The 13,665-nt window shown below is 67.2% G+C and carries 15 protein-coding genes; 8 read left to right on the forward strand and 7 right to left on the reverse strand.

The genetic code is table 11. The features are described from left to right. Positions 1 to 20: 20 nt before the first annotated feature. The 3 genes from ACIQCS_RS06835 to ACIQCS_RS06845 all read right to left on the reverse strand — a co-directional run bounded on the left by ACIQCS_RS06835 (position 21) and on the right by ACIQCS_RS06845 (position 2,071). Positions 21 to 248, reverse strand: coding sequence for a hypothetical protein (locus ACIQCS_RS06835; protein ID WP_401530400.1), 228 nt, complete (start codon positions 246 to 248; stop codon positions 21 to 23). 87 nt (positions 249 to 335) lie between these two features. Beyond that, positions 336 to 572 (reverse strand): hypothetical protein, encoded by a 237-nt coding sequence (locus ACIQCS_RS06840; RefSeq protein ID WP_345851287.1) that lies wholly within the window; start codon positions 570 to 572, stop codon positions 336 to 338. Positions 573 to 628: 56 nt separating this feature from the next. Next, positions 629 to 2,071 (reverse strand): patatin-like phospholipase family protein, encoded by a 1,443-nt coding sequence (locus tag ACIQCS_RS06845; protein ID WP_345851288.1) that lies wholly within the window; start codon positions 2,069 to 2,071, stop codon positions 629 to 631. A gap of 161 nt (positions 2,072 to 2,232) precedes the next feature. Between ACIQCS_RS06845 and ACIQCS_RS06850 the strand changes: the two genes are divergently transcribed. Together ACIQCS_RS06850 and ACIQCS_RS06855 are read left to right on the forward strand one after the other, a co-directional pair. Next, on the forward strand, positions 2,233 to 3,261 hold the full coding sequence (locus ACIQCS_RS06850; RefSeq protein WP_345851290.1) for an aspartate-semialdehyde dehydrogenase: 1,029 nt from the start codon (positions 2,233 to 2,235) through the stop codon (positions 3,259 to 3,261). A 1-nt stretch (position 3,262) separates the two neighbouring features. Beyond that, complete coding sequence (locus tag ACIQCS_RS06855) at positions 3,263 to 3,733, forward strand: GFA family protein (RefSeq protein WP_345851291.1); 471 nt, start codon at positions 3,263 to 3,265, stop codon at positions 3,731 to 3,733. 124 nt (positions 3,734 to 3,857) lie between these two features. Here the strand turns inward: ACIQCS_RS06855 and ACIQCS_RS06860 are convergent, their stop codons facing one another. After that, positions 3,858 to 4,508: a hypothetical protein gene (locus ACIQCS_RS06860; RefSeq protein WP_345851292.1), complete on the reverse strand. Its 651-nt coding sequence runs from the start codon at positions 4,506 to 4,508 to the stop codon at positions 3,858 to 3,860. 154 nt (positions 4,509 to 4,662) lie between these two features. Here ACIQCS_RS06860 and ACIQCS_RS06865 point away from each other — a divergent pair, with 154 nt between their 5' ends. Further along, complete coding sequence (locus ACIQCS_RS06865) at positions 4,663 to 6,051, forward strand: DUF418 domain-containing protein (RefSeq protein WP_345851293.1); 1,389 nt, start codon at positions 4,663 to 4,665, stop codon at positions 6,049 to 6,051. Here ACIQCS_RS06865 and ACIQCS_RS06870 read toward each other — a convergent pair. Genes ACIQCS_RS06870 through ACIQCS_RS06880 form a run of 3 tightly spaced genes read right to left on the reverse strand, consistent with a single transcriptional unit; the run spans position 5,975 to position 9,141 of the window. Continuing rightward, a complete protein-coding gene (locus tag ACIQCS_RS06870; protein ID WP_345851294.1) occupies positions 5,975 to 7,597 on the reverse strand; it encodes a DHA2 family efflux MFS transporter permease subunit in 1,623 nt (540 codons plus the stop codon). The genes ACIQCS_RS06865 and ACIQCS_RS06870 overlap by 77 nt on opposite strands. Before the next feature lies 1 nt (position 7,598). Continuing rightward, on the reverse strand, positions 7,599 to 8,702 hold the full coding sequence (locus tag ACIQCS_RS06875; protein ID WP_345851295.1) for an HlyD family secretion protein: 1,104 nt from the start codon (positions 8,700 to 8,702) through the stop codon (positions 7,599 to 7,601). Next, positions 8,695 to 9,141, reverse strand: a complete 447-nt coding sequence (locus ACIQCS_RS06880) for a MarR family transcriptional regulator (RefSeq protein WP_345851296.1) — start codon at positions 9,139 to 9,141, stop codon at positions 8,695 to 8,697. Before ACIQCS_RS06880 ends, ACIQCS_RS06875 begins: the two co-directional genes overlap by 8 nt. A 97-nt stretch (positions 9,142 to 9,238) precedes the next feature. Here ACIQCS_RS06880 and ACIQCS_RS06885 point away from each other — a divergent pair, with 97 nt between their 5' ends. The 5 genes from ACIQCS_RS06885 (at position 9,239) to ACIQCS_RS06905 (ending at position 13,650) form a co-directional block, all read left to right on the forward strand. Continuing rightward, positions 9,239 to 9,682 (forward strand): GFA family protein, encoded by a 444-nt coding sequence (locus ACIQCS_RS06885; protein WP_345851298.1) that lies wholly within the window; start codon positions 9,239 to 9,241, stop codon positions 9,680 to 9,682. Next, positions 9,663 to 10,427: an alpha/beta fold hydrolase gene (locus ACIQCS_RS06890; protein WP_345851300.1), complete on the forward strand. Its 765-nt coding sequence runs from the start codon at positions 9,663 to 9,665 to the stop codon at positions 10,425 to 10,427. Before ACIQCS_RS06885 ends, ACIQCS_RS06890 begins: the two co-directional genes overlap by 20 nt. Positions 10,428 to 10,488: 61 nt before the next feature. Further along, entirely contained in the window at positions 10,489 to 12,324 is a 1,836-nt protein-coding gene (locus ACIQCS_RS06895; protein ID WP_345851302.1) for a M2 family metallopeptidase, read from the forward strand. After that, complete coding sequence (locus ACIQCS_RS06900) at positions 12,318 to 12,890, forward strand: hypothetical protein (RefSeq protein WP_345851304.1); 573 nt, start codon at positions 12,318 to 12,320, stop codon at positions 12,888 to 12,890. Before ACIQCS_RS06895 ends, ACIQCS_RS06900 begins: the two co-directional genes overlap by 7 nt. A 19-nt stretch (positions 12,891 to 12,909) precedes the next feature. Then, positions 12,910 to 13,650, forward strand: coding sequence for an SIMPL domain-containing protein (locus ACIQCS_RS06905; protein WP_401530407.1), 741 nt, complete (start codon positions 12,910 to 12,912; stop codon positions 13,648 to 13,650). Positions 13,651 to 13,665 lie beyond the last annotated feature (15 nt).

Here is a 13,665-nt window from a genome sequence, read left to right on the forward strand (position 1 = left end):
CCGCCGGCCGCCGTTCCGCGTCATCTGCCGATGCTGACGATGACGAAATCGCCGAGAGCGGTGCGCTTGAACATCATTTCCAGCTCATCCTCATCAGCCCCGACGAGATGGGGCTCCTGGCTGCGCACGAACCGGGCGGTATCCTCCAGCAGCTGCACCGCTTCGTTGATCTTCACGCCCTGGATCCGCACGCGGATCGCGCCGCGGCCCGAAACCATCTCCAGCCGGCCTTCGCTTTCGTCGGTCATGGTCGCTTCCTCCTCCTTGAATGTTTCGCGCTGGCGCCGTCCCATGGCGGCCGGGCGCTTTCGCCGCCGGCCGCGGTTTCTCGCCCCCTACCTGCTCCTGTAAGTTGCGCTGACGATGACGAAATCGCCGATATCGGGGCGCTTGAAACTCAGCTCCAGATCTTCAGCATCATGAGGCCCTTGAAGGGGTTCGTGGCTGCGCAGGAACCGAGTGGTATCCTCCATCAGTCTCACTATTTCGTCGCCGCTCGCGCCGTGGATACGCACGCGGATCGCGCCGCGGCCCGAAACCATCGCCAGCTGGTCTTCGCTTTCGTCGGTCATGGTCGTTTCCTCCTCCTCGAATGTTCCGCGCATAGTCCCCGGATGGCAAAGATAGGTTAGCGCCGCCCCACGGCACCGGGCATCGTCCCGTCGGGCCGCCCGCATACCGCGCGCGTCTCGGTGCCGTCATAGTGGCACAGGTCCACCCAGGGCTCGCCGCCGGTGGCGCGGTTGCGGCCATAGTCCATCATGCAGCGCATGAAGGCCGGGACGAACATCGCCCCGCGCGCCGCTTCCTTGAGCGGCCCGCACCGGATGCCGGCGTCATAGGTCGGCGTATAGTTGCGATAGCCGTCCGCACTGACGAACCAGATCGCGCCGCCCGGCCGGCTGAGCCGCAGTGCCGCGATCGAGCCGATCTCGAGCTGGTTGACCATGATCGCCTCGCTCCGCTGGACGGCGCGCAGCGCATCGGCATGGGTGTCGATATCGGCGGGATGGCCCGGCATCACTGGCTGGTCGGGCGGCAGCCAGGTGGGGCCGTTGCGGATGACGTAGATTTCGCCCGGCACCGGCGGCGCGGCCTCGGGCCGGCGGCCGAGCAACTGCGCGCGCTCCTTGCGCACCAGCGCGCCCGCCAGCCGCTGGGCATCGGCGACCGAGGCGAGGAACACCGACTGGCGCACGCCGCCGTCATAATAGGTTTTCCCGCCGACCCGGACCTGCTGGTAGAAAACCGGCACCGCGGCCGAGGCGAGCGCCGCGCCCGCCAGGCACTGCGTGGCCCGGGCGAGGTCCGCCGGGCCGTCGCCATAGGGGGCGAGCAGTTCCTGGACGTCGATATAGCCGAACTCGCCCGAATTCGCCTCGATCAGCCCGAGCAGTACCTTGCGGCTCCGGGCATCGCGAAGCGTCTTGACGATGCAGGTGCCCGCCCGCCCCGCGGGGGAGTTCGGGTCGTAGATCGCCGGGCAGATGCGCTGCTCGAAGCGGCGCCTGAGCGGCTTGAGATTGGCCAGCGCGCCGTTGATCGCGGCCATCGCCTGCAGCCCCTCGCGATCAACGATGTCGCTCTCCCTGGCCGGTGAATAGGCCGCGGCCAGCGCCTGGCGGATCGCCGCGCCTTCGCCGTCCTGCCGGTCGAGCCCCGCGCCGACGAACAGCGACTGGAGCGCGCCGGTGCTCACCCCGGTCACCACGGCGAAATCGGGGAATTGCCGGTTCTCGGCCAGCTGGTTCATCAGGCCCACGCCGAACGCCCCCCATTGGCCGCCGCCCGAGAGCAGCAGGATCGGCCGTTCGGGGGCGGAGGGCGCAGCCAGGAAGGCGGGATCGTCCCGTAGCCGCGCGATCTCCGCGGCGGCGAGGCGGTTGGCGAGCTCCCGCTGGGCGGGGGGCAGCGTTTCCAGGTCGAGCGCGCGGATCTGGCGCTCCAGCGGCGTCAGCTCGATCGGATGGATGAACGCGGCGAAATTGGCGCAGTCGAGCTTGAGCGCGCCCTTCACCGCGCAACTGCCCAGGCTCAGCCCCATCAGCAGGATCGTCAATATGCGACGCATCGTTCCCCTCCGCTCTTTTGTCGGTGCGTAACAAAATTGCGTGAAACATGTCTCCGACGAAATCGCCCAAAGCGGAGCCATGGCGTGAAACAAGCAGCGCTTGCTTGCGCACCCGCACCGATAGGCGTAGCGCGGCCCCAGTTTCCACCCTGGAGTATGTGATGGGCTACCGTGTCGTCGTCGCAGGCGCCACCGGCAATGTCGGGCGCGAAATGTTGAACATCCTGGCCGAGCGGGAATTCCCGATCGACGATCTCGCCGTGCTGGCGTCGTCGCGCTCGACCGGCGATATTATCGACTTCGGCGAGACCGGCAAAACCTACAAAGTCCAGAACATCGAGCATTTCGATCCGACGGGCTGGGACATCGCGCTGTTCGCGATCGGCTCGGAAGGCTCGAAGCTCTACGCGCCGAAGTTCGCCGCAGCGGGCTGCACGGTGATCGACAATGCGTCGCTCTATCGCATGGACCCGGACGTGCCGCTGATCGTGCCCGAAGTGAACCCGGAGGCGATCGACGGCTACAAGGCGCGCAACATCATCGCCAACCCCAATTGCTCGACTGCGCAGATGGTGGTGGCGCTGAAGCCGCTCCATGACGCCGCGAAGATCAAGCGCGTCGTGGTCGCGACCTATCAGTCGGTCTCCGGCGCGGGCAAGGCGGGCATGGACGAGCTGTTCGAGCAGAGCCGCAACATCTTCGTCGGCGACCAGGCCGAGCCGAAGAAGTTCACCAAGCAGATCGCCTTCAACGTGATCCCGCACATCGACAGCTTCCTCGACGACGGCTCGACCAAGGAAGAGTGGAAGATGGTGGTCGAGACCAAGAAGATCCTCGATCCGAAGATCAAGGTCACCGCCACTTGCGTGCGCGTGCCGGTGTTCGTCGGCCATTCGGAAGCGATCAACATCGAGTTCGAGGACGAGATCTCGGCCCAGCAGGCGAAGAACATCCTGCGCGAGGCGCCGGGCGTGATGCTCGTCGACAAGCATGAGGACGGCGGGTACGTCACGCCGATCGAGTGCGTCGGCGAATATGCGACGTTCATCAGCCGCGTGCGCGAGGATCCGACGGTCGAGAACGGCCTGTCGCTCTGGTGCGTCTCGGACAATCTGCGCAAGGGCGCGGCGCTGAACGCGGTCCAGATCGCCGAGCTGCTCGGCCGCCGCCACCTCAAAAAGGCGGCCTGACGTGATCGCGGGCGGCTGCCGCTGCGGCGCCGTCCGCTACACGCTGGCGATGGACGATCTGCCGACCGTCTATTGCTGCCATTGCCTGAAATGCCAGAGCTGGGCGGGCAGCGCCTTCACCCAGCAGGCGCCGGTGCGCGCGGATGCGCTGGCGGCCACCGGGCCGATGGTCGAATATAGCTTCACCAACACCGGCGGATCGCTATCGCGCCAGTTCGTCTGCGGTATTTGCCACACCCGCATCTACAATCGCAACAGCGCCTGGCCGGACGTGGCGATGCTCCGCGCGGGCACGCTCGATCGCAGCGACGGACTCGTCCCGCGCGCGCATATCTGGGCGAAGCGCAAGCAGCCCTGGATCGTGATTGCCGACGATGTGCCGCAATGGCCCGAAAGCGCCCCGATGGAAGAGTTCGTGGCGCTGCTGTTTCCCAAGAGGTCGTCGAATAATGACTCGTCCCCCCGGCCTTGAGCCGGGGTCTCGCTGCCTTACGGACGGAAGAAGAAGCGGGATCCCGGCTCAAGGCCGGGATGACGGCAGAATATCAAATACTTGTTTGGGCCCTGCCCGCCCCAAGGGGCCGCCCGGCGGGGCCTCAGCCGTCGCAGCTATAGTCGGGCGGGTAGATCGAGCGGCCCAGATCCTTGCGGACGCGGCGGGCCAGGCTGGCCGCCTCGCGATTGCCCAGCTTCTCGGCATCGGCCAGCAGGTCGGCGAGGGGGCCGGAGCAGCCGCCGGCCTGGTTCAGCATCGCCACCAGGCGCGAGGCGCGAATGGGGCCGTCACCGGTCTCGATGCGGGCCGGGGGGAACCAGCCGAGCCCGCCGATCTTGCGCTGGCGATCCTCGCGGCTGTACGACTTGTCGTCCATCGGATCGATCACCTGGGTGCCCAGCAGGATCATGCCTGCCGCGGCGGCCATGCTGCCGATCCGGGACGGTCCGTGCGAGACCCGGTCCGGATCGGGCATCGCATAATAGCTGAGCAGCAGCGCGGCGAGCGCCCGGGCGCTCTGCCGGTCCTCGACCAGCGCCAGCGCGTCCGGATCCACTTCGATGCGATCGACCCGGGCGCGGGCGAAGACGCCGCGCTCCCCGGCCGGGATGGTGGCCAGGGTGAACTGCGCGCCGCCGGGCGTGAGCTCGTGCAGCGCCACGTCGAGCTGCTCGATGGGGGCGGGGCGCGGCGGCGCGGCGGCGCCCAGCGCGAGCGCGGCGGAAACCATGGCGAGTATCTTGATCCGCATGTGCATTCCCCTCTTCCCGTTGCCCGATCATAGCCGGGATCGGCGCCTTGAGCGAGACGGTGCGGCGAAGCGCAAACCGTAGGGCGAACGGCATCTTTACCGGGAATTGACCGATCCGCGCTAGAAGGGCGGCTTCTCTCGGGTGGGTCGCACGGTGGTCGAAACGAGCAATGCCGGATTGGCGCCCGTGCGCGGCAAGGCGCGCATCGACGTGCTCGACATGCTGCGCGGGCTGGCGATCCTCGGCATCTTCTACATCAACGTGCCCTATATGGCGGCGAGCGTCTGGACCTTCTCCGCCGACGTCCGGCTGATCGGCTGGACGCCGGCGGACCGCGATGCCTGGGTGGCGGTGAACCTGTTCTTCGCGGGGACGCAGCGCTGCCTGCTCGAATTCCTGTTCGGCGCTGGCATGATGGTGCTGGCCCGCAAGGCAATGGCGCACGATGGACCGGTGGCGGTCGCCGATCTCTATTACCGGCGCAACCTGTGGCTGCTCGCCTTCGGCCTGTTCGACGTGTTCGTGCTGCTCTGGCCCGGCGACATCCTGCACATCTATGCGCTCGCCGCGCTGTTCCTGTTCCCGTTCCGCACTTTGGGCCCGAAGACGCTGGTCGCGCTGGGGCTGGGCTGGGCGGTGCTCACCGGGCTCGGCATCCCCGAATATGGCGCGCGCGAATATGTCGCACGCACGGAGCTGTCCCAGCGGGTCGAGGCGGCCGAAGCCAGGGCGCGAGCAGGGGAGGCACCGGCACCCGCCGATGCCGCTGCGCGCACCGAATGGCGCCGGCTGGCCGTGCACGCGCCCGATCCCGCCGCCGTCGCCCGCGAGCGCCAGGCGCATCAGGGCGGCTGGCTGCCCTATGCGAAGAACGCCTGGCATTATTGGAGCTATCTCGCCGACGAATGGCTGCTCTGGGACGTGTTCGAGGCGTTCTGCACGATGCTGATCGGCGTCGCGCTGTGGAAATGGGGCGTGATCCAGGGGCTCAGGAGCGCGCGCTTCTATCTGTGGCTGCTGGTCGCCGGCTATGGCTTCGGGCTCACCGCCCGCGCGATCGGGCTGGCCGAGACGCTAAGCTTCGCGCCCGGTCCGCGGAGCCTGTGGATCACGGGCGAGTTCGCGCGCATCGCGATCGGGCTCGGCCATCTCGCGCTGGTCAACCTGCTGGTGAAGCGCCGCGCGGGCGCCGCCGTGCTGGGCGTGTTCAAGGCGCCCGGCCGCATGGCCTTCTCGCTCTATTTCCTTCAGCAGATCGTGGGGATGTATATCCTGTTCGCGCCCTGGGGCTTTGATCTGTGGGGCAGGTTCGGCTGGGCGCAGATGGCGGCGATCTCGACGGTCGGGATCGTCCTGCTGATCGGTTTCGCCAATCTGTGGATGCGCCATTTCGTCAGCGGCCCGCTCGAATGGGCGTGGCGCAGCCTGGCCTATGTGCAGTGGCAGCCGATGGTGCGGACGGAGACTAATGCCCCGCCGCGGCCGGGTCGTTCTCCACTTTCCCGCCCGGCTTCTGGAGCAGCACCACCAGCGGCACGCTGACCGCGGTGACGATCGCCATCAGCCAGAAATCGTTGAGATAGGCGATCATCGCCGCCTGCCGGTTCACTTCGGCGTCGACCAGCCCGGTGATCATCGCGCCTTGCTGGCCCATGCCCTGTACCAGCGAACCCAGGCCGTTCATCGTCGTCGCGGTGACATGCTCGCCCAGATATTGGTGGCTGCGCTGGATGTTCTGGGCAAGGATCGCGCTCACCGCCGAGATGCCCACCGAGGCGCCGATGTTGCGGGTCAGGTTGAGCAGGCTCGAGCCCTCGGTGCGGAAATGCGGGGGCAGGCCGGCAAAGGCGAGGCCGTTCAGCGGCATGAACACCAGGCCCAGGCCCAGGCCCTGGACGAAGCCCGAGACGATGAAGGGCGTGCTGCCCATCTCGAGCGTCCAGCCCGACATCTCCCATAGCGAAACGGCGGCGATCGTAAGGCCGATGCCCACCGACCAGCGCGGATCGAGCCAGCCGCGCTGGATCAGCTGCGCCCCGACGAACATGGTGATCACCACGCCGAAGCCGCGCGGCATCAGCAGCATGCCGGTCTGGAACACCGAATAGCCGTAGAGATTCTGGAGCATCGGCGGCAGCAGCGCCATCGTCGCCATCATCACCAGGCCGATCACCAGCATGAAGAAGATGCCGGTCACCAGATTGCGATGCTTCCACAGCTCGCGCTCGAACATCGGGTTCTTCGCCGTGAAGAGGTGGACGGCGAACATCCACAGCGCGATCACCGCGACGAGCATCTCGATCCAGATCTCGGTCGAGGAGAACCAGTCCTGGTCCTGCCCGCGATCGAGCATCAGCTGGAGCGAGGCGATGCCCAGCGAGAGCAGGGTGAAGCCGAAGATGTCGAACGAGCGCCTGCGGATCGGGCGCGAGGGCAGCAGCCACCACAGGATGGCGAAGCACACCACGCCGACGGGCAGGTTCACGTAGAACACCCAGCGCCAGTTGAAATTGTCGGTCAGATAGCCGCCGATCAGCGGGCCCATGATCGGGCCGACCATGATGCCCATGCCCCAGATCGACATCGCCTTGGGCTGGTCCTTGGGCGCGTTGATGTCGAGCATCACCGTCTGGCTCAGGGGGTTGAGGAACGCCGCCGTGATGCCCTGGAGGATGCGGAAGGCGACCATCTCCTCCAGCGTCTGCGCCGCGCCGCACATGGCGGAGGCGATGACGAAGCCGACGGTGGCGATCAGGAACAGGTTGCGCGAGCCGATCCGGTCGGAGAGCCAGCCGGTGATCGGGATCGCGATGGCCGAGGCGACGATATAGCTCGTCAGCACCCAGTTGATCGTGTCGCGGGTGGCGCCCAGCGACGCCTGCATGTGCGGGATGGCGACGTTGGCGATCGTCGTGTCGAGGATCTGCATGATCGTCGCCATCATGACGCCGAGCGTGAGCAGGCCCTTGTACTTTACCGGGAGGGCGGCCCCGCCGCCGCCGCCCGGAGGGGCAGCTTGCGGGCGGGGAGGCGTGGGGGGAGACGCCTCACCCGCCCTGGTGGCGCGGCCGGGGGCTGCCGTCGCCATTTCAGTTGCACGCGCCCTTGAACACCACCTTCACATCGGCGGAGAGGCCGGCGATCAGCGCGCGCGGGCTCTTGTCGTCGATCGCGACGCGCACCGGCACGCGCTGGGTGACCTTCACCCAATTGCCATTGGCGTTCTGGGCGGGGAGCACCGAGAATTCGGAGCCGGTGCCGGCGCCGAGCGATTCGACATGGCCCTTCAGCTTCAGGCCCGGATAGGCATCGAGGCTGACGACCGCGCACTGGCCGACCCGCATCTTGTTGAGATCGGTCTCCTTGAAGTTCGCGGCGACCCAGGCCGGCCGGTCCGAGACGATCGTCACGGCGGCGAGGCCGGTGATCATCTGCTGGCCCACCTGCAGGCTCTGCGTCTGGCTGACGATGCCGCTCACCGGCGCGCGCACCTCGGTCCGCTGCAGGTCGAGCAGCGCCTTGGCGAGCTGGACGCGGGCGGCGGCGATCGCCGGGTTCTCGCCGGGCACTGCCGCACCGGTGGCGATCTTGGCGCGGGCCTCGGCGGCGTTCGCCTGGGCATTCTGCAGCTGGGCGCGGGCCTGCTCCAGCGCGTGCTGGGCCGCCTGGAAATTGGCGCGGGTGGTGAAGCCCTGTTTCATCAGCGCGTTCTGGCGGTCGTAATTCTCCTGGGCGTTCTGGATCGCGTCGTGCGCGGCCTGGATGTCCGCGCCCTTGCCCTGATAGCTCACCTGGTCGGTGTTGAGCTGCACCTGTGCCGCGGCGATCGCGGCCTGGGCCTGGGACACGGCGATCCGATAGGGCGCGGGATCGATGCGGAAGAGCAGGTCGCCGGCCTTGACCGCCTGGTTCTCCTTCACGCCCACTTCGACGATGCGGCCCGCCACATCGGTCGACACCGAGCTCTTGTCCTGCTGGACATAGGCATTGTCGGTGGAGACGCTGTTGCCGCCGGTGAAGTAGAAATAGCCCATGACCGCGAGCAGGATCGCCGGCACGCCGAACATCAGCAATGGGCGCAGCAGGCTGCGCTTCGGCTTGGCCGCCGGCGCCTCGGGCACGGTGGTGCCTTCGGTCGGGATGGTGATCTTGGTCTCTTCGGACTTTTCGATCTTCGGATCTGCGTCAGCCATGTGCGGCCTCGTTGCCCTCTTGAACGGTGGTAAGGTTCGCGCGGAGCCTCTCGAGCGCCGCGATAAGCTCCTCGCGCTGCCGGGTGCTGAACCCCTGAAGCGTCTCTTCGATCAGATGGGCCGCGAGCACGTGGAGCTCGTCGAGCACCGGCGCGGCCTTGTCGGTCAGGTGGATGCGCCAGGCGCGGCGATCGGCGGGATCGCGGCGGCGCTCGACAAAGCCGGCCTCCTCCAGCCGGTCGATCATCCGGCAGGCGGTGATCGGCTCCACCTCGAGCGCCTCGGCCAGCTGGCCCTGGTTGAGGCCGGGGCTGCGCGCCAGGATCTTGAGCACCCGCCACTGCGCCACGCTCGCGCCGCTGGTGCGCGCCCGCTCGTCGAAACGGCGGCGCAGCAGGCGCGAGACATCGCTAAGAAGGAAGCCCAGACTTTCGGTCATGCGCAGCACATAATAAGCATACTTATAGATTTCAATCGGCAACGTGATTGCATTGTGCGACGCACCAATTGCAACGCGCGAAACAGGAGGGCGAGCCATGGCGGAGGAAATGACCGGCGGATGCCAGTGCGGACGGGTGCGCTATGTGGCGCGGGTGGCGGACGACAATGCCTATCTCTGCCATTGCCGCATGTGCCAGCGTGCCACGGGCGGCGTCTCGATCGCGTTCAAGAACCTGAAAAAGGCCGATGTGCGCTGGGAAGGCGAGCCCGATCGCTACGCCGCGTCCCCGATCGCCGTCCGCGGCTTTTGCGGCGACTGCGGCACGCCGCTCAGCTTCGAGTTCCCGGACAGCGCGAACATGGACCTGACGGTGGGCAGCTTCGACGCGCCCCACCGTTTCCGCCCGGTCCATCATTTCGGCGTGGAGAGCATGCACGAACAGTGGCTCGACACAACCGGCCTCACTCGATACCGGACCGACGACAATCCCCAACTCGTCAAGCGCTGGATGGACTCCGTTGGCAAACTTCCCGACTGAAACGCATCGCTTCCGCAGCTTCGACGGCGTCGAGCTCGCCTGGACCGAGATGGGGCAGGGCCGGGACGCGATGCTGATCCACGGCTATGCCTCCACCGCGGAGGTCAACTGGATCAAGTACGGCCATGCCGCGAAGCTGGCGGAGAAGGGTTTCCGGGTGATCATGCCGGATCTGCGCGGCCATGGGCAGAGCGCGGCGCCGCACGACGCGGCCAGCTATCCGCCCGACGTGACGATGCGCGACGCGCTGGCGCTGGTCGCGCATCTCGGCCTCGCCGATTACGACCTGGGCGGCTATTCGCTCGGCGCGCGCACCACGGTGCGGATGATCGTCGATGGGGGCGCCACGCCGCGCAAGGTGATGCTGGCCGGCATGGGGCTGGCGGGCATCGTCGCAGCTTCGCGCACGGGCACCTATTTCCGCCGGGTGCTCACCAATCTCGGCAGCTTCGAGCGCGGCTCGAGCGAATGGCTGACCGAGGCCTTCCTCAAGACCACCAAGGCCGATCCCGCCGCGCTGCTGCCGATCCTCGACACCTTTGTCGACACGCAGGAAGAGCATCTGGCGCGGCTCACCGAGGAGACGCTGGTCGTCGCCGGGGCCGAGGACGATCATAACGGCTCGGCGCACGAGCTGGCGGACATGCTGCCGCACGCCACCTTCGTGGAGGTCCCCGGCAACCATATGAGCGCCGTCACCCGGCCCGAGCTGGGGCGTGCGATCGCCGACTTCTTCGCGGCTTGACCGACTGGCGGGGCGCGCGCATCGTCCCCGCCATCCAGAAAATCCGAGGGGAATTCCGTACATGATCCGCACCGGCATCTCGATGCTCGCGCTCGCCTCGCTGCTCGCCGCCGCGCCGCTCGGCGCGCGCGACCGCGACGGTGAAACCGCCCAGGCCGCGCCCACCGCCGCCGACGCCAAGGCCTTCGTCGCCGATGCCGAGGCCAAGCTCTTTGCCCAGGGCGTCGTCGCCTCGCGCGCCGAATGGGTCTATGAGACCTATATCACGCCCGATACCGAGACGCTGACCGCTCGCGAAGGCGCGGCGCTCACCAAGCTTCAGGTCGATCTGGCGCTGGGCGCGGCGAAGTTCGCCAATGTCGCCGGGCTCGACTATGACACCAGCCGCAAGCTCGGCATGCTCCGCAACAAGATCGTGCTGCCCGCCCCGGTGCGTGCCGGCGCGGCGGACGAGCTGGCGGCGCTCTCGGCCAAGATCACCGGCATGTACGGTGCCGGCAAGGGCATGCTGAACGGCAAGCCGATCAACGGCTCCGATATCGAGGCCGCGATGGGCGAGGAGCGCGATCCCGCCAGGCTGAAGGAGATGTGGGTCAGCTGGAACGACAATGTCGGCGCGCCGATGCGGCCCGACTATGCCAAGCTGGTCGGCATCGCCAATGAAGGCGCCAAGGGCCTGGGCTATGCCGATGTCGGCGCGATGTGGCGTTCGGGCTACGACATGGATCCGGATGCCTTCGCGGCGATGACCGACAAGATCTGGAACGACCTCAAGCCGCTTTACGTCGCGCTGCACACTTATGTGCGCCACAAGCTCAACCAGAAGTACGGCGACGCGGTCCAGGCCGACAAGGGCCCGATCCGCGCCGATCTGCTCGGCAATATGTGGGCGCAGGAATGGGGCAACATCTACGACATCGTCGCCCCGCCGGGATCGGGCAGCGTCGGCTATGACGTGGGCGAGCTGCTCAAGGCCAAGGGCTATGACTCGCACAAGATGGTGAAGGCGGGCGAGGGCTTCTACTCCTCGCTCGGCTTCAAGGAGCTTCCTGCAAGCTTCTGGGAACGCTCGCAATTCGTGAAGCCGGCGGACCGCGAAGTGGTGTGCCATGCCTCGGCCTGGGACATCGACAATGTCGACGACCTGCGCATCAAGATGTGCATCAAGGTCAATGCCGACGACTTCGTGACCATCCATCACGAGCTGGGCCACAATTATTATCAGCGCGCCTACAACAAGCAGTCGGCGCTGTACCTGGACGGCGCGAACGACGGCTTCCACGAGGCGATCGGCGACTTCATCGCCCTGTCGATCACGCCCGATTACCTCGTGCAGATCGGCCTGCTCGACAAGAGCCAGGTGCCGAGCGCCGACAAGGATACCGGCCTGCTGCTCCGCCAGGCGATGGACAAGGTGGCGTTCCTGCCCTTCGGCCTGCTCGTCGACAAATGGCGCTGGGGTGTGTTCTCCGGCCAGATCCCGACGAACGGCTATCAGGCCGGCTGGGACAGACTGCGCCTCCAATATCAGGGCATCGTCCCGCCGGTGGCGCGCGACGAGAGCAAGTTCGATCCGGGTGCCAAGTTCCACATCCCGGCGACCACGCCCTATACCCGCTATTTCCTGGCGCGGGTGCTCCAGTTCCAGTTCTACAAGGCGGCGTGCGACCAGGCCGGCTGGAAGGGGCCGCTGCATCGCTGCTCCTTCTACGGCAACAAGGAAGTGGGCGCGAAGCTCGACAAGATGCTCCGGATGGGCGCCGCCAAGCCCTGGCCCGACGCGCTGCAGGAATTCACCGGCACGCGCGAGATCTCGGGCAAGGCGATGGCGGAATATTTCGCGCCGCTGAAGAAGTGGCTCGACCAGCAGAACAAGGGCCAGCCCCAGGGATGGTGAAGGCCTGCCTGGTCGCGGCGCTGGCCCTGGCCGGTGCCGCGCCGGCCGTGCCGGGCATTGACGGTTTCCAGGGCGGGCGCGTGCGCTCGCCCGATGGGCGTTGGACGATATCGGCCAGGGCGACGGACCCGGATGGCGAGGGGATGCAGACCACCGCCTGGCTGCGGGCCCCGGGCATCAAGCGCCGTCCGCTCATGCGCTTCGAACGCTATCTCGAAGTCCGGTGGCGGCCCGATATCGGCAAGGTGGTACTGGTCGAGCGCACCATCCATTTCGCGCGCATTGCCGTTCGCACGCTCGGCCCCCGCGAGGCTGGGCCGCGCGACCGGATTCAGGCGGATATCGAGCATGGGCTGGCCGGGTTCGGCCGGATCGGCACGATCGAGAACCGGCTGATCCAGTTCGGCAGACTCGGGGCCGCCACCTGTGTGCTTGCCGAGGAAAGCGGCTTGCCGCCCGGCCGGAAGGAAGGCAGCTTTCTCTCGCGGCGCGCGGCTTTCCGCCTGGATTTCGCAACCGGCCGGGCGGTTCGCGTCGATGCCTGCCCGGGTGCCCGGGTCGAATGATCAATCGGAGGGAAGAGCCATGATGAAATATGCCTTTGCACTTGCCCTGATGCTCGCGCCGGAAACGGCAATGGCCCAGTCGGCACCGGCGGACGGCCCGGTGACGGTGGAGATCGTCGCCACTGGCCAGGTCAAGGTGCCGGCCAACCGCTTTCGCTTCTCGGTGAAGGTCACCGGCAAGGGGGCGGACGAAAAGGCCGCGGAAGCGGCGCTCGCCACCCACCGGGCCAGGCTGGTCCAGGCGCTTGCCGCGAAGGGCATTCGCGAGGGCCAGCCGCTTGAAGGCGCCAGCACCAATCCGCTCGCCAGCCTTTTCGGCGCCTTTACCGGGCACGGCAAGCCCAGCTTCACGCTCGACACGGGCGATGGGAACGAGAAGCCGCAATCGACGGCGAGCGAGACGATCTTCTTCGATGCACCCACCCGCGCGGCGGCCACTGCCGCCGGGCCCGTCGCCGAGGCCAATGACGGAAAGATGGACGACGACGTGATCGCGCTGCTCGACGACTATGTCGGGCCGACCCGCCAGGCCAAGGCCGATGCCCTGACCAAGGCCCGCGCCGAGGCGGCCGCCTATGCCGCTACGCTGGGCCTGCGCCGCGCCACGCTCGCACGGATCAGCGAGAAGCAGGATATCGTCGCCGGATCGATGAGCTTCTTCTTCCAGCTCATCGGCATGTTCGCCGGCAAGCAGGGCGCCGCATCCGACATGGTGACCGTGAACGCCAATCTGTCGGTGGAATTCCAGCTCAGCCGCTGACCCTTTCGTGAATCC

The sequence above is a fragment of the Sphingomonas sp. NPDC092440 genome (assembly GCF_044754985.1).
Classification (GTDB): Bacteria; Pseudomonadota; Alphaproteobacteria; order Sphingomonadales; family Sphingomonadaceae; genus Sphingomonas.

Bases quoted from the DNA above. Each gene is read 5' to 3' on its own strand.
- ACIQCS_RS06835 (WP_401530400.1), bottom strand. From the start codon at position 248: ATGACCGACGAAAGCGAAGGCCGGCTGGAGATGGTTTCGGGCCGCGGC.
- ACIQCS_RS06840 (WP_345851287.1), bottom strand. From the start codon at position 572: ATGACCGACGAAAGCGAAGACCAGCTGGCGATGGTTTCGGGCCGCGGC.
- ACIQCS_RS06845 (WP_345851288.1), bottom strand. From the start codon at position 2,071: ATGCGTCGCATATTGACGATCCTGCTGATGGGGCTGAGCCTGGGCAGT.
- ACIQCS_RS06850 (WP_345851290.1), top strand. From the start codon at position 2,233: ATGGGCTACCGTGTCGTCGTCGCAGGCGCCACCGGCAATGTCGGGCGC.
- ACIQCS_RS06860 (WP_345851292.1), bottom strand. From the start codon at position 4,508: ATGCGGATCAAGATACTCGCCATGGTTTCCGCCGCGCTCGCGCTGGGC.
- ACIQCS_RS06870 (WP_345851294.1), bottom strand. From the start codon at position 7,597: ATGGCGACGGCAGCCCCCGGCCGCGCCACCAGGGCGGGTGAGGCGTCT.
- ACIQCS_RS06875 (WP_345851295.1), bottom strand. From the start codon at position 8,702: ATGGCTGACGCAGATCCGAAGATCGAAAAGTCCGAAGAGACCAAGATC.
- ACIQCS_RS06880 (WP_345851296.1), bottom strand. From the start codon at position 9,141: ATGACCGAAAGTCTGGGCTTCCTTCTTAGCGATGTCTCGCGCCTGCTG.
- ACIQCS_RS06885 (WP_345851298.1), top strand. From the start codon at position 9,239: ATGGCGGAGGAAATGACCGGCGGATGCCAGTGCGGACGGGTGCGCTAT.
- ACIQCS_RS06895 (WP_345851302.1), top strand. From the start codon at position 10,489: ATGATCCGCACCGGCATCTCGATGCTCGCGCTCGCCTCGCTGCTCGCC.
- ACIQCS_RS06900 (WP_345851304.1), top strand. From the start codon at position 12,318: ATGGTGAAGGCCTGCCTGGTCGCGGCGCTGGCCCTGGCCGGTGCCGCG.
- ACIQCS_RS06905 (WP_401530407.1), top strand. From the start codon at position 12,910: ATGATGAAATATGCCTTTGCACTTGCCCTGATGCTCGCGCCGGAAACG.